Raw genomic sequence first — 20,829 nt, 5'->3', positions numbered from 1 at the left:
TGGCGGTCGGCGATGCCGATCCCGTTCTGGGGCCGGACGTCATGAACCGGCTGCGCGAGAACATCGCCGGCTGCCCCGAACCGATGATGATCGAGGGTGGCGGCCATTTCGTGCAGGAATGGGGCGAGCCCATAGCGCGCGCCGCGCTCAAGCATTTCGGTGATCTCTAGAGGCGGAGCCTAGCCGCCCTCACCGCGGCGTTCGGCCTTCAGCACGGGGCCGTCTTCGGAATAGAGCGTCAGCGAGCCGAAACTCTCCACGTTCAGCGTGATCACGCTGCCGAGCGCCGTGAAGAACTGATTCTCGCGTTCGCTGGCCACGGGATTGATGCAGGCGCGCCGGGTCGAGGCGACCGGGCCGATCGACAGTGCATCGTCCATCACATAATCGGCGCGGAACCGGTTGCAGCCGCCCGTGCCGAACATCCCGCCTTCGCCGTCGAAGCGGAAATTGATCCCGGCATCGTCAGGGACGGCCTCGCCCATCAGCTCGGTGACATGCCAGTCCGCACCGCTGAGCACGTCTTGCGGATCGCCGCCGCAGCCGTGGAAATACAGCCCATCGACAAAGACGCGCACCGATTGCGGATAGGGCCGGTCGGACATACCGTCGCTGCACAATTCGTTCTGGACGAGGACGATGAAATCGCGATCGCCCTCATTTTCCGACTGGCTGATGAAGACCGCGCCCTCCGGCGAAAAGGTCTCGTCCGGCCGGTCCGCTTCGGCGGTGAACACGCCCGCATGTTCGAATATCAGACGCTCTTCGCCGATCGTCACCGACCAGAAGGGCTCGGTGCCCATGCCGCGATAGCCGGTCCAGGGATCGGGTGCGGCTTCGGTGGCGTCGTCGTGATCATCGGCGAGCGCCGGGCCGGCGGGAAGAAGCGCCAGCGCAGCGGCGGTTGCGCACGCGGAAAACAGTGTCTTCATCGAATCATATCCCCATATTTCGTGCGCCCGGTTCGCCATCGCAGATGCCACCGCGCGACAGAGCTATCAAATTGCCGTGTAATTATATTATAAGCGGCCGCACACCGAATCGGTTGGACAGGATATCTGATGGCGAGCGACTCAGACCGGCGCAATCTGCCGCCCCTCGAACTTTACGTGCCCGAGCCCAAGTTCCGGCCCGGCGACGATGCCGATTTTTCCGATATCGTGGTGCCCGCCGCGGGCGAAACGCGCCGCCCGGATATGGCGGCCCAACACGAAGAGATGCCCGATCTCGCTTATGGCCTCGTTCGCGTGCTCGACGACGAAGGCAAGGCGGTCGGGCCATGGGACCCCAAGCTCGATCCGGATACGTTGCGCAAGATGCTGCGCGCGATGGCGCTGACCCGCGCCTACGACCAGCGCATGTTCCGCGCCCAGCGCCAGGGCAAGACCAGCTTCTACATGAAATGCACGGGCGAGGAGGCAGTGGCGATCGCCGCGACTTTCGCGCTCGACCGCGACGATATGTGCTTCCCCAGCTATCGGCAGCAGGGCATCCTGATCGCGCGCGACTGGTCGCTCGTCGACATGATGAACCAGGTCTATTCGAACAAGAAAGACCGGTTGATGGGGCGCCAGCTCCCGATCATGTATTCGACGAAACAGGGCGCATTCTTCTCGATCTCTGGCAATCTCGCGACGCAATATCCGCAGGCCGTGGGCTGGGCCATGGCGAGCGCGGCGAAGGGCGATACGCGGATCGCGGCGACCTGGACGGGCGAGGGGTCGAGCGCCGAGGGCGATTTCCATTCCGCCTGCACCTTCGCGGCCGTCTACAAGGCGCCGGTCATCATGAACGTCGTCAACAACCAATGGGCGATCTCGAGCTTTTCGGGCTTCGCCGGCGGCGAGCAGACGACCTTCGCCGCGCGCGCGGTCGGCTACGGCATCGCCGGCCTGCGCGTTGACGGCAACGACGCCTTGGCCGTCTATGCGGCGACGCAATGGGCGGCCGAACGCGCGCGCACCAATAACGGCCCCACGCTGATCGAACATTTCACCTATCGCGCCGAAGGCCATTCGACATCGGACGATCCCTCGCAATATCGCTCGGCCGACGAAGCCGCCGAATGGCCGCTCGGCGACCCGATCGCGCGGCTCAAGAACCATCTGATCGCAATCGGCGAATGGTCCGAAGAGCAGCAGGCCGAGATGGACCAGGAAGTCGCCGAGCAAGTTAAGACTGCGGCTAAACAGGCGGAAAAGAACGGCATTCTCGGCCATGGCCTCCATCAGCCGCTCGAAACCATGTTCGAAGGGGTTTACGAGGAAATGCCCTGGCATCTGAAGGAACAGATGCAGGACATGCTCGACGAGAATGCGGCGGCGAACAACGTGGCGAAGACCCGATGACCGAGGGCGCGACCAAACAGATGAACATGATCCAGGCGATCAACAGCGCCATGGATGTCGCCATGGAACGCGACAATAGCGTCTGCGTGTTCGGCGAGGATGTCGGCTATTATGGCGGCGTCTTCCGCGCGACCGCCGGCCTGCAGAAGAAGTACGGCAAAACCCGCGCCTTCGATACGCCGATCAATGAATGCGGCATCATCGGCGTTGCTGTCGGCATGGCGACTTACGGGCTCAAGCCGATCGCCGAGATCCAGTTTGCCGACTATATCTATCCCGGCCTCGACCAGATCGTCTCGGAAGCCGCGCGGCTGCGTTATCGATCGGCCGGCGAGTTCACCGCGCCGATGGTGGTGCGCACGCCTTCGGGCGGCGGCATTTTCGGCGGCCAGACACACAGCCAGAGCCCCGAAAGCATCTTCACCCACATCTGCGGCGTGAAGACCGTGATTCCGTCTACGCCCTACGACGCCAAGGGCTTGCTGATCGCGGCGATCGAGGATCCCGATCCGGTGATCTTCTTCGAGCCCAAGCGCATCTATAACGGCCCGTTCGACGGCCATTATGACGATCCGGTGCGGCCCTGGTCGAAGCATCCCGCGAGCGAAGTGCCGGAAGGCTATTTCACCATTCCGCTCGGCAAGGCCAATGTGCTGCGCGACGGCAATGACCTCACGATCCTTACCTATGGCACGATGGTCCATGTCGCGATGCGGTCGGTCGAGGATCTCGGCGTCGATGCCGAGGTGATCGATCTGCGCACGCTGTTGCCGCTCGACATCGAGGCCATCGAGGAATCGATCAAGAAGACCGGCCGCTGCGTGATCATGCACGAGGCGACGCGCACGTCTGGCTTCGGCGCGGAACTCTCTGCGCTCGTGCAGGAGCGCTGCTTCTATCATCTCGAGGCACCGATCGAGCGGGTGACGGGGTACGACACGCCCTATCCGCACAGCCTCGAATGGGCCTATTTCCCGGGGCCGGTCCGCACCCGCCTCGCCATCGAACGCGTCATGGAGAATGTCAGTGGCTAAGTTCAGCTTCAAACTGCCCGATATCGGCGAGGGCATCGCCGAGGCCGAAATCGTCGCTTGGCATGTGAAAGTCGGCGACGAAGTCGAGGAAGATCAGGGCATCGCCGACATGATGACGGACAAGGCGACGGTGGAAATGGAATCACCGGTTTCGGGCACGATCGTCGAACTGAACGGCGAAGAGGGCGACATGCTCGCCATCGGCTCGGTACTCGCCGTGATCGAGACCGACGAACTGCCGGACGAGGAGGAAGAAGCTGCCATCGCCGACAAGGTGAAAGCCCAGGTTGACGATGAACCCGAAGATGCGGACGAAGCTGAGCCCGAGCCGGAGGAGCCGGAAGAAGAAACAGCAGTCGAACCCGAACCGGCAGCGGAGGCGGAGCCCAAACCTTCAACCGAAGAGGCCAAGACCCGCGTCCTCGCATCGCCCGCGGTGCGCAAGCGTGCGGCCGATCTCGGCGTCGATCTTTCCCAAGTCAAACCGCAGACGGGCGATCGTATCCGCCATAGCGATCTCGACCAGTATCTGACCTACGGCGCGACCTATCTGACGCCGGGCGCTTCGAAAAAGCGCGACGACGAGGAACTCAAGGTCATCGGCCTCCGGCGCAAGATCGCCGAGAATATGGCCGCATCCAAGCGCCACATCCCGCACTTCACCTATGTCGAAGAAATCGACGTCACCGAACTCGAAGCCGCCCGCGCCGATCTCAACGCGACGCGCGGCGATCGGCCCAAGCTGACCGTGCTGCCGCTGATCATCGCGGCGATCTGCAAGACGCTGCCCGAATTCCCCATGATCAACGCGACCTATGACGACGAGGCGGGGCGGGTGACGCGCCACGGCGCCGTACATCTCGGCATGGCGACGCAGACCGATACGGGGCTGATCGTCCCGGTGATCAAGAATGCGCAGGACAAGAATGTCTGGCAGCTCGCGATGGAAATCGCGCGCCTGTCTGACGCCGCGCGCACCGGCAAAGCCACGCAGGAAGAGCTGACCGGCGGCACGCTGACGCTGACATCGCTCGGTCCGCTTGGCGGCATTGCGACCACGCCCGTCATCAACCGGCCCCAGGTCGCGATCATCGGGCCCAACAAGATCGTCGAGCGCCCGGCGATCGTCGATGGCGAGCTTGCGATCCGCAAGCAGATGAACCTCTCCATCTCCTGCGACCATCGCGTCGTCGACGGCTATGACGCGGCGAGCTACGTCCAGGCGCTCAAGCGGTTGCTCGAAACACCGGTGCTGATTTTCGCGGACTAGAGGCGGCGGATCAGGCCAGCTGGTCGAAGGAATCCATTTCCTTCGAGATTTTGTCGACCAGCCGGTCGAGTTCCGCGACCCGGCTGTCGAGCGAGCTCAGCAGGCCGCCATTCTTGTTCTGCGTCTGTCCGTGCGCGTTCGCTGCATCGCTATCCGGGGTCTCACCCCCGAAGAGCCGCTGGTTCAGTTGCGCCATGCGCTGCAGATTCTCGTTCAGGTCGTTGGACAGACGAACGAGCTTCTCGTCCAGGCCGACCAGAAGCTTCGAAGTCGGCGGTGCTTTTTGCGGCATCTCCGTCACCTTCGAAACCGATGGGTCGACATATTCGATAGTCATTGCTGTCCCCCCGTGAGACTGTTTTAGCGCCCGAAGCATAAATAGTAGCACATTTTTTACCAGAGTGTGGGCTTCCGGGCCTCAGATCGTCCCGATTAGGTACAGTTATTGGCGCATATGTGCCGAGGAATGGCGCACTATCTTTCAATCAACCGTCCGTTGCCGTCTCCGCAGCACTTGCTTAGGGTGATTGCGACCGGCCTGAGGCCGGCGTCGACGGGGAAGGCGGCCGGTATGGTCCGGTGGCCGACGCCGGAGAGCATGGGTTGGGGGCATGGATGAACGCCGATAGCGGCCGTACGAGGCGGCCAGTCGCCTTTATCAGTCATCACAGTTCCCAGGTGGAAACTGCGCGACAGCTCAAGCAGGTGCTGGCCAATAACGGCGTCGACGGGTGGATGGCGCCCGACGATATCGATCCGGGCCGGCCGTTCGACCAGGCGATCATCGAACAGGTCCGCACGTCCGATCTCATCATCCTGCTCTTCTGCGCGCGCTCGGACCAGTCGCGCCATGTGAAGCGCGAGCTGATGATGGCCGAAAATGGCGACAAGCTGATCTTCCCGGTCCGGCTCGAAAATATCGACGCCGACGGGCTTGCCTACTGGCTCAACGATTATCAGTGGATCGACTGGTTCGACCGGCGCGACGACACGATCCAGCGGATGATCGACACGATCAAGCGGCTGGTCGAAATCAATGTTCCGCCCGAACCATTGCCGCCGGAATCTGCGTCGCCGCCGGTCCTGCCCGAGGATAGCGAAGACGCCGATGCGCCCGAGGTAAAACCGCCCGCGCCACCACCGCCGCCCGAGCCGCCACCGGAAGAACCCGAGAGCGAGGCGCCCGAACCGCCGGTCGAGGCGCGAGCCGACGAGGAAACGCCGCGTACGATTGCGCCCGTGGCGACGGGCCAGGCCGATGCCGGTGCCGCCGACGGTGACGACGGATCGTCCAATAATCGCTTCATGCTATACGGCGCGCTCGGTCTCGTCGCGCTGCTTGCCGTTATTCTACTGATCGTCTTCTGGCCAGGCGGCGATGCGCCCGAGGACGCCGAGAGCGGCGTCCTGTCACCGACCGTCGACTGCGCGGATACCACGCTGCCCAGCCATGCCATCATCTGCGGCAGCGAAGCGCTGCGCGCGCGAGAGACCGATCTTGCCGAACGCTATGCGGCCGCACTGGATCAGGTCGAGGGCGACGAGCGGATCGCTTTGCAGCAGGGTTATGCCGCCTATCAGGCGCGGCGCGACGAATGCCGGACCGAAGCCTGCGTGGCGACGGTGTACGACGCGCGCGAAGCGGAACTGAGCGTCTATGCACCGCCCGAGGACAGCGCGCCGGAAGACGCAGCCGCGCCGGAGGATAGCGCAGAACCGGCCGCCGATGCGCCGGACAGCACTCCGGCCGGCCAACCCGATACCGCCGCCTCGACGCCGGCGCCTGCCACCGAACGGCCTAGCCAGCCGACGCGCGAAACGCCGCGTACGCCAGAACCGCAAACGCGTCCGGCGCCGACGCCCGATCCACCGCGCCAGTCGCGCACCACGCCGCCCCAGCCGATCGGCAATCCGGGGAGCTGGGTCCGCGCGAGCGACTATCCGTCCAACATCCTGCGCAATGGCGAGGAGGGGACATCGCGTTTTCAGGTGCGGGTCGGCGCGAACGGCGTGCCGACCGCCTGTTTCACGACCGGTTCGAGCGGGCATTTCCAGCTCGATGCGCGGGCTTGCAACATGGTGATGAGCCGGGCACGGTTCCGCCCGGCGCGAGACGGTGCGGGTAACCCGACCACCGGCCTCTATTCGGGCAGCCATCGCTGGCGCGCGCCGCGCTAGTAGCGCTTCAAGTCAAGGCTTTGCGCGCCTCGGCCAATCGATCCGCGGCCTCGTCCAGCGTCGCATCGCCTTTCGCGAAACACAGGCGCAGGGCGGTCGTCACGGCGTCGGTTTCGTACAGTGCCGACACCGGGATACTGGCGACGCCGAACTCTTCGACCAATCGGATTGCGCATGCCCGGTCGTCCAGCTCGATGCCCGAGGCCGCGAGATCGACGAGCAGGAAATAGGTCGCCGCGCTCGGCAGCACCGCATAACCGCTGTCCGTCAGCGCTGCGGACAGCCGGTCGCGCGACGCCTGATATCCGGCGCGCATGCCGGTGAAATAGGAGCTGTCCTTGCCCAGGCCGTAAGCGACCGCGCTCTGGAGATTTGGCGGTGTCGTAAAGGTCAGGAACTGATGTGCCTTGGCGATGACCGCGGCCAGCGGTTCCGCCGCAATGGCCCAGCCGACCTTCCAGCCGGTCAGCGAGAAAATCTTGCCCGCCGAGCCGATCTTCACCGTGCGCTCGGCCATCCCCGGCATCGCCATTAGCGAGCGGTGGGCCGCTCCGTCGAAGACGAGATGCTCCCAGACTTCGTCGCAGATGGTGATCAGGTCGTGCGACACGCAGAAATCGGCGAGCAGGCCGAGATCGGCTTCATCCAGCATCGTTGCTGTCGGATTGTGCGGGCTGTTGAGGATGAGGAATCGCGTCCTGTCGCCGACTGCCGCTTCGAGGTCTTCGGTGCGGACTTTCCAGTCCGGTGGGCGCGTCGATACGAAGCGTGGCACGCCGCCTGCCTGCCGGACCAGCGGCGCATAGGCGTCATAGGCCGGCTGGACGATGATCGCCTCGTCGTCCGGGCTGACGAGCCCCAGTATCGATGCCGCCAATGCCTCGGTCGCTCCCGATGTAACGACGATCTCCGTTTCGGGATCGGGCGACAGTCCCTGATGCGAAGAATAATGATCGGCGATGGCCGCGCGCAGCTCGGGCAGGCCGCGCATCGGTGGATATTGGTTCCAGCCGTTCAGCGCCGCCTCCGCAGCCGCCTGGCGGACGTCCTCGGGGCCGGCCGCGTCGGGAAAGCCCTGGCCGAGATTGATCGCGCCGTTCGCCCGGGCGCGCGCCGACATCTCCTCGAAAATCGTCGTCGGCAGCTTTGCGAAGACCGGGTTCATTCGGCCTTTTCGGGCGGGGGCGATTTGGGCGGGGCCGGGCGTTTGGGCACTTTCTGCAGCACCTGCTCGATGTACAGCCGCTGGACGAGCACGAAGCCGACTACGGTCAGCGGCGCGGCCAGCAGGACGCCGAGCAGACCGAACAGGATGCCCGCCGCGACGACAGCGAACAGCAGCACCGCCGGCAGCAGGTCGACCGAGCGTTTCTGTATGATCGGCTGGAGGACATTGCCCTGTATCTGCTGGATCAGGACATAGACGCCGAGTGTCCACAGCGCGGTCGTCGGGCTGACACTGAACGCGACGAGCACGGCCGGAATCCCCGCGACGACCGGGCCGATAAAGGGAATGAAGTCGAGCAGGCCCGCGATCACCGCGAGCGCCGCCGCCGATGGCACGCCGATGGCGGACAACGCGATATAGACCATGATCGCGACAATGATCGAGGACAGTATCTGCGCGCGTAGCCAGAGGCCGAGCGCCCGGCCGAGATCTTCGAGCGTTTCTTCGGCTAGTTTTTCGCGTTGCTTGGGCACGATCCGGACGAGGCCCTGCCGGTACAGGTCCGGCTGCGCCGCGAAGAAGACGGCACCGGCCAGCACGAGGATGATATTGGTGAGCGCACCGCCCGCAGACATAATCGCGAAGCTGCCCGCCCGCGTAGTCAGGCCCGATAGCTGGGATGTGATATCGCGTGCCGCCTCGCGGACGTCATAGTCGAGCCCCCAATTATCGAACGCGGCCTGCGTCGCCTCGATCGCTTCGGGTATGCGCGCGATGAGCGTGGCAAATTGGGTCACCAGCAAATCGCCGAACACCCAGGAAACCGATCCCAATATCGCGAACAGCGTGATGACCGCGAAGGTCACGGATACTCCTTGCGGCAGGCCGAAGCGGATGAAAATGCGGGCGATCGCGCGCAGGATCACGGCGACGACGATCGCCGCGAAGATCAGGAGGAGCAGCCGGCCGAGCATGTAGACGGCCGCCGCCAGCGCGACGATCGCGAGGACGACGAAGGCGCGCTTTACGAAATTGTCATGCGATGTCCGGTCGTCCATTCCGCCCCCTTGGCCTCTCGGGCGCCCTTATCGGCGTCATTGCTGTGTTGGGCAAGATGGCGCGCTGCGTGGCCGGCCTCAACGCAGCCGGTCGGCATGCCAGGCGATATGGTCGGCCATGAAGGTCGAGATGAAATAATAGCTGTGGTCGTAGCCGGGCCGCCGGTTCAGCGTCAGCGCGATGCCCGTGTCGGCGCAGGCCTGTTCGAGCAGTTCGGGTTTGAGCTGGTCCTCGAGGAACTGATCCGCTTCGCCCTGATCGACGAGGATTTCGGGGACGCGCGCGCCGTCCGCGATCAGTGCGCAGGCGTCATAGGCGCGCCATGCCGTGCGGTCCGGGCCGAGATAGCCGGTCAGCGCCTTTTCGCCCCAGGGGCATTCGAGCGGCGATACGATCGGCGCGAAGGCCGATACGCTGCGAAAACTGTCCGGGTTGCGCAGGGCGATCGTCAGCGCACCATGGCCGCCCATCGAATGGCCGGTGATCGCCTGACGAGCCATGTCGAGCATCGGGAATTCCGCCGCGACGAGCGACGGCAGATCTGTCTCGATGTAGCTGCGCATGCGGAAATTGGCCGCCCAGGGCTCCTCGGTCGCGTCGACATAGAAGCCCGCGCCCTGACCGAAATCGTAAGACTCGTCATCCGGAACATCTTCGCCGCGCGGCGAGGTGTCCGGCGCGATAAAGGCGATTCCGCGCTCCGCGCATGCGCGGCGGAACTCGCCCTTTTCGGTCACATTGGCATGGGTGCAGGTGAGGCCGGAAAGGTACCAGAGTATCGGCAGCGTCGCCTCCGGCTCGTGATCGGGAACGAAGACGGAAAACCGCATATTCGTGCCCGTCTCCGCGCTGCGATGCGCATAAACGCCCTGCGTGCCGCCAAAGGCGCGGTTCTCCGATATCGTTTCCATGATGATGCCCTATCATCCATGGCAGGATGCGCGAAGCGTTATCGGCGGGCCAGCAGCGCGCGCATTGCCGCCACCAAGGCCAGCGGCTGATCGACCATGATATGATGGCCGCTATCGGGGATCGCGACGAAGGGGGTGCCCTCGGGCATCGTCTTTTCGAGATGTTCGAGCGCCTCATCGTCCATGATCGCCGACCGGTCGCCATAGATCATGGCCATCGGGCAATTGGCGCCGCGCGCGCGTTCGGCGCTGTCGAGCCGCTTGGTGTTGCCGAACCCGTTCGGATCATGGCACCAGCTGAAGCGGCCCGGTTCGACTTCGACGATCGCCTCGCGCGCGATCATGTCGGCGATATAATGGTTCTCGCAACTTTGCGGCGGCAGGAAGCGGAAGCGGGTGAGACCTTCCGCGACGCTGCCGAAATAGCGCCGCTCGCGCTGCTGCCGTTCCTGATTGCCGGGCGAGTGACGCATCTGCAGCGAGGAATCGATGACGATGGCATGGCCGACCCAAGCGTCCGGGTCCGACGCGGCCGTCGCCGTCGGCGCGCCGCCAAAGCTGTGCCCGGCCACCACCGGCTTGCCCTGCGCGAACAGCCCGGCCGCCTCGGCAACGTTGCGCATGTCGATCGCGTGCTGCGCAATCGCATATTCCTCGCGCCAGTCCGATCCGCCCATGCCGGCCATGGACATGGCGGCTACCCGATAATCGTTGGCGAAGAAGGGCGCGATATGCGCCCACCACAGTGCATGCGCACCGCCCCCATGAAGCAGGAACAGGCCGGGCAGCCCTTCCTGTCCCCAGGTGAAATATTCGATCGTCGATCCGCCGCTTTCTATGCTGTGCCGTTCGGGCGTGCGGGCGAGCGCATCGAGAAACCAGTCGGGCGCGGGCGGTTTCTCGCCTCCATAAGCGGACAGAATGGCGGCGGGCGCGGTTTGATCGGTCATGGCGCTAACGAGCATGACTTTACGCTTACGTCAACTGGCGGGAAAGGAGGGCCGGATCGTGCCGCAGTAATTCGTTAACGGATCGCCGGGATTCCCGGCATCCGGTAAATCGCGGATTCGCGCGGGCACCCACGCGCTTTCGCTGTCTGTTTAACCATTTCCGTCAATCCGATCTTCAACTTCCGCCGCGATAAGGAAGGGGTGATCATCAAGGACTTTCAATGGGCATTCGCGCACAACTGCTGGTAAAAAATCCTGATTTCGACGAGCGCCGTGTCGCGCCTCGCGAACCGGTCGAGATGCGCGCGGGCTTCCGCAAGACCGGTTATGACGCGGCCAAGGCCGACGTTACGGACCTCTCGCAGACGGGCTGCAAGGTCGACACGGCAATGAGCCTTGGCGAGGGAACCGAGGTGTGGGTCCGGCTACCCGGGCTGCAGCCGAAACAGGCGAAGATCGCATGGTCGCGCGGTTTCGAAGCGGGCTGCGAGTTCGCCGAACCGTTTCATCCGGCCGTGCTCGACGATTTTCTGCGCCGCCACCGCGCCGCCTAGATCACTTCTATATTGTAGGAATGCCAGGCGAAGATCGCCGCGGCACCGCGATGGGGACGCCACGCCTCCGCGGCCGCGCGCACTTCGTCTTCGCCCGGCCGTTCGGTCCAGCCCAATAACTTCCCGGTTTCGATCTGCACGGCGAGATCGCCGGCCGGCCAGATATCGGGCCGGCCCTCGGCAAACAGCAGATAGACTTCCGCCGACCAGCGTCCGATGCCCTTCACGGCGACCAGTTGCGCAATCGCCGCTTCGTCGTCCGCGGGCAGTGCCGCCAGGTCCAGCGTTCCGGACACGACCAGCTCGGCGAGGCTGCGCGCATAACCGTTCTTCTGGCGGCTGAGCCCGGTGCCGCGCAGCGTCTCTTCCTCCGCTGCGAGCAGTTTGGCCGGGTCGGCCGCATCGCCGATGGTCTCATCCAGCTTGCGCCACACGGCATCGGCCGATGCGACGCTGACCTGCTGGCCGAGGATTGTGCGCAGCAGCGTCGGATAGCCGCGATCGCGAACCCGGGGCGGCGGGTAGCCGATCTCCGCCAGCCGCGTTTCGAACGCCGGTTCGATTTTCGCCAGCGCGTCCAGCGATATCCGCAGCTCCGCCGCGCCTATGCCCATTCAGCTCACCCTTGATTTCATATGCCCGCCATCACATAGCCGCGCCGCAGCATTTTTCGAATCCGCAATGAAGGAACCGTCCATGCCCAAGCTCATTGTCGTCAATCGCGCCGGCGAGGAAACCACCGTCGATGCGGATAGCGGCCTTACCGTGATGGAAGTGATCCGGGACAATGGCTTTGACGAACTCCTCGCGCTTTGCGGCGGCTGCTGTTCCTGCGCGACCTGCCATGTGCATGTCGATCCGGAATTTGCGTCCAAACTCCCTGAAATGGACGAGGACGAGAATGATCTGCTCGACAGTTCCGATCATCGCGACGAGAATTCGCGCCTCTCGTGCCAGATTCCGTTCGAGGATGAGCTGGACGGCCTGAAGGTCACAATCGCCCAGGAAGATTAGGGCGCGATACTGTGGCGCCAAGCTAAGGCGCGAGGCGGATAATCGCTTCGGGCCGCTCGTCCGGCGGATCGTCGGACGACCAGCGGATAATCCTCTCTCCCGGAACGTCGCCATCGCTGACTGTGCCGTTCGTGCTGACGATCGGCGCCGCGGTGACGAGCGTGAACGTCCCGTTGCCGATGGTTTCCGGCTGCGCGGGCCCGGTCTGATCGTCGTCATTGGGTTCGGGCATGAGCGCAGAAATCACGATGCGCACCGTTCCGTCGTCCCGCGGCACCGCGGCAAGCATCGGAAAGTTGAGGATGAAATCGGGCATGACCGGGAACAGGAAATCCTGATCGAGCCGTCCCGAACTCGCATAGTCGACATCGAACAGCCCGTCGCCGCGATATTCGACGCTGTTCCAGCCGCGCCGGGCTTCCAGCTCTTCGGCGAAGGCGATGATCGTCGCTTCGTCATTCGGATTGAGGCCGCCGGTGAACGCGGCGATCGCTTCCTCGAATTGCGTGTCGAAAGAGCCGGGCTGCGGATTGTCTGTCGTTTCGACCGCGCCGCGGTCGCTGCTATCGTCGCCGATCAGGATCTGGCCCCGATACGCAAAATCGAACGCGCCGTCCGCAGCGATCCGCATCTCGGCCTCGAACTCTCCGGGTATGAGCAGGCAGCCGGTGAGCAGCAGCGCGCACAGCGGCGCCAGCATTGTTCGGATCGCAATCATGATTTTACCCCTTGGTGATGCGCATAGAGCGCGATGGCGGCGGCATTCGATACGTTCAGGCTTTCGATCCGGTCGCTGATCGGCAGCCGCGCCAGCGCGTCGCAATGGCCGGCGACGTTGGGCCGCATGCCGGCGCCTTCCGCGCCGAGGACGAGCGCGATGCGCTTGCCGCCCAGTGCGTCGGCCAGCTCCATATCCGCTTCGCCGGCAAGGCCGATCCGCCAGAAACCGGCGTCCGCGATCTGATCGAGCGCGCGGGCGAGATTCACGACCCGGCACCAGGGCAGGATTTCGAGCGCGCCCGACGCCGCCTTGGCGAGCGCGCCGGATTCGGGGGGCGCATGCCGGTCTTGCGTGACCAAACCCAGCGCGTTGAAGGCGAGGGCGGAACGCATGATCGCCCCGGCATTGTGCGGATCGGTGACCTGGTCGAGAATGACGAGTGGGCGGCCATCCCCGGCATCGGCGAGCAGGTCCTCGATCGCGATATCGGGCAGCGGCTCGACCTCGATCACCAGCCCCTGATGCGGCGCATCGTGCGGCACGAGGCGGCCGAGATCGGCGGCGCCGGCCATCTCGACGGTCAGGTCGGACGGCAGATCGAGGCCGGAAACGCCCTCATGCGTCGCCCATAATTTGCGGATCGTGCGCTGCGGATTGTCGAGCGCGGCCGTCACCGCGTGCCTCCCCCAGAAGCGCGGTGCGCGGCTATCGCGCTGTTTCGCCTTGCGTCGTTTGGCCATGGCCGAGAGCTTTCCAACACGCAGCGTTGACAGGCAAGCGGTGTTTCGCCATTGAGCCGCCCTTCGCCCGCGATTTCGGTGCTCCGTCGCCGATCTGCGCCGCGACCCCGATGGACGGGTGGCCGAGTGGTTAAAGGCAGCAGACTGTAAATCTGCCCGCGCAAGCGTACGCTGGTTCGAATCCAGCCCCGTCCACCAGCCTTCGCTCCCTACGGGAGCTTCGGCTGGCGAGCCAGTCGATTAGCGAACGTCGGGAAGAAGGCTGCGCGCCGAAGCCTTGGCGAAGGCGGGCCGCTGCGGCTAGGCAGCCGACTGACACACGAACCAGCTCTGATATTAGAACGGGTGAAACTGTGCACTACGTCTATGTCCTTCAAAGCGTCGCGCACCCCGACCAATACTATACGGGACTCTGCAAAGACGTGCACAAGCGTCTGACGGCTCATAATGCTGGCCAATCCCCGCATACCGCCAAATACAAGCCTTGGAGGATCATGTCCTTCCACTACTTCGAGGACACCGAAACCGCCGCCGCTTTCGAACGCTATCTGAAAAGTGGATCGGGCCGGGCGTTCGCGAACAAGCGCTTGCGCTAAGGTGCTCCAATTTGACCTCCACCTCCCAATCGCCCACCTTACGTCCGCGTAAAGGAGATCGCGAATGAAGGTGCAGGCGAACGGGATCGAGATCGAGGTCGAGGATCATGGCAATCCGGACGATCCGGCCCTGCTGCTGATCATGGGCTTTTCCGGTCAATTGTCGCTCTGGCCGGACGCCTTTGTCGATGAACTTGTCGGGCGCGGTTTTCGCGTCATCCGTTACGACAATCGCGATGTCGGCCTGTCGCACAAATTTCACGGCGTCAAAGCGCCGCATCCGCTCTGGCAGATGCTCGTCAAACGGGTCCTGAAGAACCGGCGGATGGCGCCCTATACGCTCGCAGACATGGCGGCCGACGGGATGGGCGTGCTCGATGCGCTCGGGATCGAGCGCGCGCATGTCCTGGGCGTCTCGATGGGCGGCATGATCGCGCAGATCGTGGGCGCGGAATATCCGGACCGCGTTCTCTCGCTGATGCCGGTGATGACCTCGACCAACGCGCCCGGCCTGCCGGGCCCGGATAAGGAAATCCGCAAGACGCTGTTGCAGGCGGCGCGCAACCGGCCCGAAACGGAAGAAGAGGCGGTCGCGGCCGGCATGCGCTTCTTCTCCGCCATCGGCTCGCCCGGCGGGGAGGAGCGGCAGATGGAGATCGAGGAACTGATCCGCAAGAATGTCGCGCGCAGCCTGTATCCCGAAGGCCCGTCGCGCCAGCTCGCCGCGATCATCGATACCGGAAATCTGCGCCCCTGGGCGCAGCGCGTGCAGGCGCCGACGCTCGTTATCCACGGCGAAACCGATCCGCTGATCCTGCATCCCTGCGGCAAGGACGTCGCCGACCATATCGAGGGGGCGCGTTTCGCGCTGGTCGAGGAGATGGGGCACGACCTGCCCGAGGCAAAGCATGGGGCGCTCGCCGACATGATCGCCGAGCATTCGCTCGCGCGCTAAGGCTCAGTCGGCGCGATAGGCGCGCAGGAACACGTCGACCCCATGCCGGACATGTTTCTTGATCTTCGCCGGGGTCGGGGTCTCGGCGACGCCGAAACGCAGCTCCATATCGGCAAAGCCCTTCCATAGCGACAGCAGGTCCTCGGCCGCTTTCCGAGGTTGCGTGATATCGACATCGCCGCGCTTGTGCGCTTCAGCGAGGATCGCCGTCAGCTCGCGGCGCATCGTACCGGGTCCGGCCTCGAAGAATCGCTGCGCGGCATCGCGCTGACGCTCTCGCTCGACGACCAGCATGGAATCGAAATGGAAATGGCTCTCGTCGAACAGGAAGCTCATCAGCGTGAATCCGAAATTGACGAGCTTCTCGTCGAGCGTCTCCGCGGCGCGATTGGCCTCGCCGATCGTCGTCGTCATGTGATTCGCCTGACGCCGGACCAGCGCTTCGAGCAGTCCTGTCTTGTCGCCGAAACGCTTGTAGATCGTTACTTTGGAAACACCGGCTTCTTCGGCGATTCCCTCGATCGAGGCGGCGGCATAGCCCGCGCCGAAAAAGGCTTCGCGCGCGGCGTCGAGGATCGCCTCGGTCTTGCGCTCGTCCGTCGGCCGCCCCGCGCGCACCGGTGTTGCAATTTCGGTCTTCTCGTCGGTCATTCGCTTCAGCCTTGCACAGGACATGACCCATCGTCACGCCCAATCCAGTTGCACTATAATACTAAACGTTGACGTTCACAAATAAGGACGTCATAGGTCCCAATGCGTTGCGAGCGATTCGCAGCCGCTCCGAACCGAAAAACAGCAAGGGACGCGCATGGGCTGGATCGCATTGCGAATGCTGACCGGAGACCGGGTCAAGCTCATCGGGCTGCTCTTCGGCGTCGCCTTCTCGACGCTGCTGATCAGCCAGCAGCTGACGATCTTCGTCAATCTCATCATGCGTGGCGCCGTGGCGGTGCAGGAAGTTTCTACAGCCGATGTCTGGGTGATGGATCCGTCAAGCCGTACGGTCGATGTGTTCGCGCCGATGCCGTCGACTGCGCTCGAGCGCGTGCGCGGCGTGGACGGCGTCGCCTATGCCTCGCCGATGCTGCGATCGAGCGCCGTGGTGCGGACGCCGTCTGGCGATCTGGAGGGCGTCAATATCGTCGGCGTCGATGATTCCACTTTGATCGGCCTGCCGCGCCGCATGGCCGAGGGCGACCGCCGGGCGCTGGCCGAACCCGATTCCGTGTTCATCGACGATACCGGGTCGCGCAAGCTGTTCGGTCCCGACGAACAGGTCGTCGGCACGCGGCTGGAGCTGAACGACCAGCGCGCCGTGATCCGCGGCATCGCCGACGCGGTGCCCACCTTCACCTCACAGGTGATCCTGTACACGCGCTATTCGAACGCGCTCCGCTATGCGCCGGGCACGCGCAACCGGATGTCCTTCGTCCTGGTCCGCTCCGATGCCGACCATACGCCGGACGAGCTGGTTGCGGAGATCGAGGCCGAGACCGGGCTCAAGGCGCGCACGGCCGAGGATTTCGCGAATGACGGGCTCTGGTTCATCATCGAAAATACCGGGATTCCGGTCAATTTCGGGATCACGGTCGTGCTCGGTTTCATCGTCGGCGTTGCGATCGTCGGGCTGACCTTCACCCTGTTCATTCGCGACAATATCAAGCAATTCGGCGCATTGAAGGCGATCGGCGTCACCAATGCCAATATCCGCAGCATGGTCGCGATCCAGGCCGGGTTCGTGGGCCTTGTCGGCTATGGGATCGGGATATTCGTCGCCGAGATGTTTTTCGTGCTCAACAGCGGCGTCGACACGTTCAAGGGCTTCTACATGCCTTGGCAGATACCGCTGCTGACCGCTGTCGTGACGCTCGTGATGATCATGCTCACCGGCTTCCTCGCCTTGCGCAGCGTGCTGAAGACGGAGCCCGCGGAGGTATTCCGATGAGTATCGGCATCACTGTCGAGAATATCGTCAAGGAGTTCCCGATCACCAAGGAGGAGTCGATCCGCGTGCTTCACGGGATCGACCTGGAGATCAACACCGGCGAGCTCACCTACCTCATCGGTGAATCCGGATCGGGCAAGACGACGCTGATCTCGATCATCGCCGGCATCCTGTTTCCGACCGAGGGCCGGGTGAATATCTTCGGCACGGACATCTACGATCTTACCGATACCGAGCTGGTCAATTTCCGGCTCGACAATATCGGCTTTATTTTCCAGCAATATAATCTGCTGCCGGCGCTGACCGCCGCCGAGAATGCAGCCGTTCCGCTCTACGCCAACGGCATGGCCCGCGAGGAGGGCGTCGAGCGGGGGAAGGCGATCCTCGATGCGCTCAACATCGCCGATCAGTGCGAGAAGCTGCCGCGCCAGCTTTCGGGCGGTCAGCAGCAGCGTGTGGCCATCGCCCGCGCCCTTATCCACGAACCGCGCATCGTCGTCTGCGACGAGCCGACTGCGGCGCTCGACGCCGGGTCCGGTCGCCGGGTCATGGATCTGTTGCGGGAGGTCGCGCTCGCGCCTGACCGCGCGGTCATCATCGTCACCCATGACAATCGCGTCTTCGACCTCGCCGACCGGATCATCGAGATCGAGGACGGCCGGATCACCCATGACGGCACGGAGCTGCCCGATGCCCATTAGCCCTACTGGCCATTGCTACACTGGAAAGCGTCTCCCATGAAAAACTTAAGCTTTTCCCGCCAGATACTGCCGATTCTCGCGATTGCCGGGATCGTGATCGCCGCGATCTTCATCTTCGCGAACCTGCCCGATCGCACGATGACCGACCCGATGATCGAGCCGCCGCGCTCGCCCGATGCGCAGGACGTGAGCGGCACGGTCGCCGGCACCGGCGTCGTCGAGCCGTCGAGCGAAGAGATCGAGGTCGGCGCGCATATCTCTGGCGTGGTCGATCAGGTCTATGTTGCGCCCGGCGACCTGGTGACGCAGGGCCAGCCGCTGTTCCGCGTCGATACGCGCGACATCCGCGCGCGCGTTAACGAGGCCGCCGCGCGCGTCGCGAGCCTGCGCCAGAGCGTCGCGTCTGCCCAGACCTCGCTGCGCGTCGCCAATGAGCAGCTCGCTCTGTACGCGGCCGTCGAAGACCAGCGCGCTATTTCGGATCAGGAAGTGATCGAGCGGCGCGGCGCGCGCGATACGGCCCGCGCGCAGCTCTCCGTGGCGCAGGCACAGTATCGCGAGGCGCAGGCCGCGCTCGCCAGCGCCCGCACGCAACTCGAACGCCATACCGTGCGCGCGCCGCGGACCGCGACCGTACTACAGCTCAATATCCGCACCGGTGAGTTCGCCAATGCGGGGCCGGGCATGGGCGGCAGCAGCGAGCCGCTGATCGTGATGGGTGTCACCGAACCGCTCTATGTGCGCGTCAGCATCGACGAGAATGAGATCGAGCGGCTGGATATCGGCGCACCGGCCATCGTTTCCGCGCGCGGCGATGCGGCGCGGCAGGTCGAGGCCCGCTATGTGCGGACAGAGCCGCTCGTTGTGCCGAAAACCTCGTTGACCAATGCCGCGACCGAGCTGGTCGACGTCCGGGTGCTCGAACTGCTCTACGCGCTGCCCGCGCAAGGCCATTCGATGTTCGTGGGGCAACAGGTCGACGCCTTCGTACCCGCGCAGGGCGATAACGAGGATGATGCGGCCGAAGGCGAAGGAACTCAAGAATGACCTCCGAGCCAATAAGACATCCGCTCACCCTGAGCTTGTCGAAGGGTCGTTCTTTCTTTTCCACGGCGAAAGAAAAGGGCAGGGCTTCGACAGGCTCAGCCCGAGCGGTCCTTTTATCGGGATCGCTCGCGTTCGTGCTCACTGCCTGCGCCACCTATCAGGGTGCGCGCGCCCCGTCTGAGGTCGATGTTCCGGACCGGTTTGCGATAGTCGCGAGCGAGGTCGACGCGAATCTCGATGCGGCCGCGCTGCTGCCCTTCGCCGATCCCGCATACGGTGTCTTGCTCGAACGCGCGCTCATCAGCGCACCCGACCTGCAGGCGGCGCTCGCCCGGATCGATGCCGCCCGGGCCGGCGCGCGCGAGGCAGGGGCCGAGCGCCTGCCCAACGTCACGGCGAGCGGTTCGGTCACCCGCGAACGCACGAGCGTCGCCGCGTTCGGCGGACTGCCGGCGGATATCCCGTTCGACACCGACCAGACGATCTACAGCGCGTCGATCAACGCCGGCTGGGATCTGGACATATTCGGCCGGCTGCGCGCATCCGAGCGCGCCGCATTGGCCCGCGTCGATGCCGCGCGCGCCGATGCGGCCGCCGTGCGGATCGCGCTCGCTACCGATATCGCCCGCGCCGTCATCGCTTATCGCGCGGCCGAGGAGCGGCTCGCCGTGATCGAACAGGACCTTGCCGAAGCGCGCGATCTTGTAAGCCTCACCGGAGTCCGCTCGCGCGCGGGTATCGTACCGGGATTCGATCTCGTCCGTGCGCAATCGCTCGAAGCCGATGCACTCGCCCGGCGCGGGCCCGTGCAGGCCGACCGCGTCACGGCGCTGGCTACGCTCGCCACGCTGACCGCCCAGCCCGTCGATGCCATCGCGCAGACGCTCGATACCGTGCCGGAGGGGCAGGATGCACTGGCCGTGACCGCAGCCCTGCCAGAACTCGCCGTACCGTCGATCTTGCTGCGCCAGCGGCCCGATGTCGTCGCCGCCGAAAACCGCCTTGCCGCCGCCGATGCGGAAATCGCCGCGGCCGCCGCCGCCCAGTTTCCGAGCTTCTCGATCAGCGGCGTCATCGGCCTGATCGCGCTGGCGTTCGGAGACCTCTTCACCGACGACGCCGTGATCGCTTCGCTCGGCGCGTCGGTCTCCGGCCCTTTGCTCGATTTCGGGCGCACCGCCGCGCAGATCGACCAGCGCGAGGCGGAAGCCGCCGAAGCCTTTGCCGATTATCGCCGCGCGGTTTTCGTCGCGCTGGGCGATGTCGAGCAGTCGCTGGGCACCATCGCGGCAGCGGATGGCCGGGCCGAAGCGCTCGAACGCCAGCTGGTCTTCGACAATGACAATGTCGGGCTCGCCTCTATCCGCTATCGCCGCGGCCTCGCCGATTTCCTGACCGTGATCGATGCCCAGCGCGCCGCCAACGCCACTCGCAGCACAGAGATACTGGCCCGCGCAGACCGCGCCCTCCAGCGCGTCGCCCTGTTCCGCGCGATCGGCGACGTCGATGCGCTGCCCGATGTCGGCGCCGCGGATATTGCATCCGGCGCGCCAAGCGACTAACCCCGCGTCGCGCTTGGCGATGCGGGTATAGCTCAATGGTAGAGCACTAGCCTTCCAAGCTTGTGATGCGGGTTCG

Annotated in this window: 22 protein-coding genes and 1 tRNA gene; 13 read left to right on the top strand and 10 right to left on the bottom strand. The window is 64.5% G+C overall.

The annotated features are described in order from the left end of the window. Positions 1-179: 179 nt before the first annotated feature. On the bottom strand, positions 180-932 hold the full coding sequence (locus tag ACTS1Z_RS06035; RefSeq protein WP_442623546.1) for an META domain-containing protein: 753 nt from the start codon (positions 930-932) through the stop codon (positions 180-182). Positions 933-1,061: 129 nt separating this feature from the next. On the opposite strand from ACTS1Z_RS06035, the gene ACTS1Z_RS06030 reads away from it, so the two are divergent. The 3 genes from ACTS1Z_RS06030 to ACTS1Z_RS06020 are packed head-to-tail and all read left to right on the top strand — an operon-like array spanning position 1,062 to position 4,652. After that, complete coding sequence (locus tag ACTS1Z_RS06030; RefSeq protein ID WP_442623545.1) at positions 1,062-2,348, top strand: 3-methyl-2-oxobutanoate dehydrogenase (2-methylpropanoyl-transferring) subunit alpha; 1,287 nt, start codon at positions 1,062-1,064, stop codon at positions 2,346-2,348. 20 nt (positions 2,349-2,368) lie between these two features. Further along, positions 2,369-3,382 (top strand): alpha-ketoacid dehydrogenase subunit beta, encoded by a 1,014-nt coding sequence (locus tag ACTS1Z_RS06025; RefSeq protein ID WP_442623547.1) that lies wholly within the window; start codon positions 2,369-2,371, stop codon positions 3,380-3,382. Next, positions 3,375-4,652, top strand: a complete 1,278-nt coding sequence (locus ACTS1Z_RS06020; RefSeq protein WP_442623544.1) for a dihydrolipoamide acetyltransferase family protein — start codon at positions 3,375-3,377, stop codon at positions 4,650-4,652. The genes ACTS1Z_RS06025 and ACTS1Z_RS06020 overlap by 8 nt, the downstream gene beginning before the upstream one ends. A 10-nt stretch (positions 4,653-4,662) precedes the next feature. Here ACTS1Z_RS06020 and ACTS1Z_RS06015 read toward each other — a convergent pair whose 3' ends face one another. Then, positions 4,663-4,989 (bottom strand): hypothetical protein, encoded by a 327-nt coding sequence (locus ACTS1Z_RS06015; protein ID WP_442623543.1) that lies wholly within the window; start codon positions 4,987-4,989, stop codon positions 4,663-4,665. A 278-nt stretch (positions 4,990-5,267) separates the two neighbouring features. Between ACTS1Z_RS06015 and ACTS1Z_RS06010 the strand changes: the two genes are divergently transcribed. Beyond that, a complete protein-coding gene (locus tag ACTS1Z_RS06010) occupies positions 5,268-6,830 on the top strand; it encodes a TIR domain-containing protein (protein ID WP_442623542.1) in 1,563 nt (520 codons plus the stop codon). Positions 6,831-6,837: 7 nt separating this feature from the next. Here ACTS1Z_RS06010 and ACTS1Z_RS06005 read toward each other — a convergent pair whose 3' ends face one another. From ACTS1Z_RS06005 to ACTS1Z_RS05990, 4 genes are all read right to left on the bottom strand, one after another. Then, positions 6,838-7,995 (bottom strand): aminotransferase, encoded by a 1,158-nt coding sequence (locus ACTS1Z_RS06005; protein ID WP_442623541.1) that lies wholly within the window; start codon positions 7,993-7,995, stop codon positions 6,838-6,840. Continuing rightward, positions 7,992-9,056 carry an AI-2E family transporter gene (locus ACTS1Z_RS06000; protein ID WP_442623540.1) on the bottom strand — a complete coding sequence of 355 codons (1,065 nt, stop codon included), beginning with the start codon at positions 9,054-9,056 and terminating at the stop codon, positions 7,992-7,994. Before ACTS1Z_RS06000 ends, ACTS1Z_RS06005 begins: the two co-directional genes overlap by 4 nt. 78 nt (positions 9,057-9,134) lie before the next feature. Next, positions 9,135-9,968, bottom strand: a complete 834-nt coding sequence (fghA, locus tag ACTS1Z_RS05995) for an S-formylglutathione hydrolase (RefSeq protein WP_442623539.1) — start codon at positions 9,966-9,968, stop codon at positions 9,135-9,137. Positions 9,969-10,006: 38 nt separating this feature from the next. Beyond that, a complete protein-coding gene (locus ACTS1Z_RS05990) occupies positions 10,007-10,918 on the bottom strand; it encodes an alpha/beta fold hydrolase (protein WP_442623538.1) in 912 nt (303 codons plus the stop codon). 221 nt (positions 10,919-11,139) lie between these two features. Between ACTS1Z_RS05990 and ACTS1Z_RS05985 the strand changes: the two genes are divergently transcribed. Then, positions 11,140-11,472 (top strand): PilZ domain-containing protein, encoded by a 333-nt coding sequence (locus ACTS1Z_RS05985; RefSeq protein ID WP_442623537.1) that lies wholly within the window; start codon positions 11,140-11,142, stop codon positions 11,470-11,472. Here ACTS1Z_RS05985 and ACTS1Z_RS05980 read toward each other — a convergent pair. Beyond that, a complete protein-coding gene (locus ACTS1Z_RS05980; RefSeq protein WP_442623536.1) occupies positions 11,469-12,086 on the bottom strand; it encodes a DNA-3-methyladenine glycosylase family protein in 618 nt (205 codons plus the stop codon). The genes ACTS1Z_RS05985 and ACTS1Z_RS05980 overlap by 4 nt on opposite strands. An 82-nt stretch (positions 12,087-12,168) precedes the next feature. Between ACTS1Z_RS05980 and ACTS1Z_RS05975 the strand changes: the two genes are divergently transcribed. After that, the gene (locus ACTS1Z_RS05975) at positions 12,169-12,486 is read left to right on the top strand and encodes a 2Fe-2S iron-sulfur cluster-binding protein (RefSeq protein ID WP_442623535.1); all 318 of its coding nucleotides are present in this window, start codon (positions 12,169-12,171) and stop codon (positions 12,484-12,486) included. A 22-nt stretch (positions 12,487-12,508) separates the two neighbouring features. Here ACTS1Z_RS05975 and ACTS1Z_RS05970 read toward each other — a convergent pair whose 3' ends face one another. Then, positions 12,509-13,204: a hypothetical protein gene (locus ACTS1Z_RS05970; RefSeq protein ID WP_442623534.1), complete on the bottom strand. Its 696-nt coding sequence runs from the start codon at positions 13,202-13,204 to the stop codon at positions 12,509-12,511. Continuing rightward, complete coding sequence (locus ACTS1Z_RS05965; protein WP_442623533.1) at positions 13,201-13,947, bottom strand: TrmH family RNA methyltransferase; 747 nt, start codon at positions 13,945-13,947, stop codon at positions 13,201-13,203. Before ACTS1Z_RS05965 ends, ACTS1Z_RS05970 begins: the two co-directional genes overlap by 4 nt. A 112-nt stretch (positions 13,948-14,059) precedes the next feature. Between ACTS1Z_RS05965 and ACTS1Z_RS05960 the strand changes: the two genes are divergently transcribed. The 3 genes from ACTS1Z_RS05960 (at position 14,060) to ACTS1Z_RS05950 (ending at position 15,498) form a co-directional block, all read left to right on the top strand. Next, positions 14,060-14,145: transfer RNA gene (locus ACTS1Z_RS05960), tRNA-Tyr, on the top strand. 155 nt (positions 14,146-14,300) lie between these two features. Further along, a complete protein-coding gene (locus tag ACTS1Z_RS05955) occupies positions 14,301-14,543 on the top strand; it encodes a GIY-YIG nuclease family protein (RefSeq protein WP_442623532.1) in 243 nt (80 codons plus the stop codon). Positions 14,544-14,607: 64 nt separating this feature from the next. Next, the gene (locus tag ACTS1Z_RS05950; RefSeq protein WP_442623531.1) at positions 14,608-15,498 is read left to right on the top strand and encodes an alpha/beta fold hydrolase; all 891 of its coding nucleotides are present in this window, start codon (positions 14,608-14,610) and stop codon (positions 15,496-15,498) included. Between the two features lie 3 nt (positions 15,499-15,501). Here the strand turns inward: ACTS1Z_RS05950 and ACTS1Z_RS05945 are convergent, their stop codons facing one another. Beyond that, the gene (locus ACTS1Z_RS05945) at positions 15,502-16,149 is read right to left on the bottom strand and encodes a TetR/AcrR family transcriptional regulator (RefSeq protein WP_442623530.1); all 648 of its coding nucleotides are present in this window, start codon (positions 16,147-16,149) and stop codon (positions 15,502-15,504) included. A 157-nt stretch (positions 16,150-16,306) separates the two neighbouring features. On the opposite strand from ACTS1Z_RS05945, the gene ACTS1Z_RS05940 reads away from it, so the two are divergent. From ACTS1Z_RS05940 to ACTS1Z_RS05925, 4 genes are all read left to right on the top strand, one after another. Beyond that, positions 16,307-17,443, top strand: a complete 1,137-nt coding sequence (locus ACTS1Z_RS05940; protein ID WP_442623529.1) for an ABC transporter permease — start codon at positions 16,307-16,309, stop codon at positions 17,441-17,443. Then, on the top strand, positions 17,440-18,144 hold the full coding sequence (locus ACTS1Z_RS05935) for an ABC transporter ATP-binding protein (protein WP_442623528.1): 705 nt from the start codon (positions 17,440-17,442) through the stop codon (positions 18,142-18,144). The genes ACTS1Z_RS05940 and ACTS1Z_RS05935 overlap by 4 nt, the downstream gene beginning before the upstream one ends. A 36-nt stretch (positions 18,145-18,180) precedes the next feature. Beyond that, positions 18,181-19,191, top strand: a complete 1,011-nt coding sequence (locus ACTS1Z_RS05930; protein WP_442623527.1) for an efflux RND transporter periplasmic adaptor subunit — start codon at positions 18,181-18,183, stop codon at positions 19,189-19,191. A gap of 134 nt (positions 19,192-19,325) precedes the next feature. Continuing rightward, a complete protein-coding gene (locus ACTS1Z_RS05925) occupies positions 19,326-20,753 on the top strand; it encodes an efflux transporter outer membrane subunit (protein ID WP_442623526.1) in 1,428 nt (475 codons plus the stop codon). Positions 20,754-20,829: the final 76 nt, after the last annotated feature.

The organism is Parasphingopyxis sp. (assembly GCF_052168295.1).
In the GTDB taxonomy this organism is placed as follows: Bacteria; Pseudomonadota; Alphaproteobacteria; order Sphingomonadales; family Sphingomonadaceae; genus Parasphingopyxis.
The sequence above is the reverse complement of the archived record's forward strand: the minus strand, read 5'-3'. Positions and strand labels throughout refer to the sequence as shown.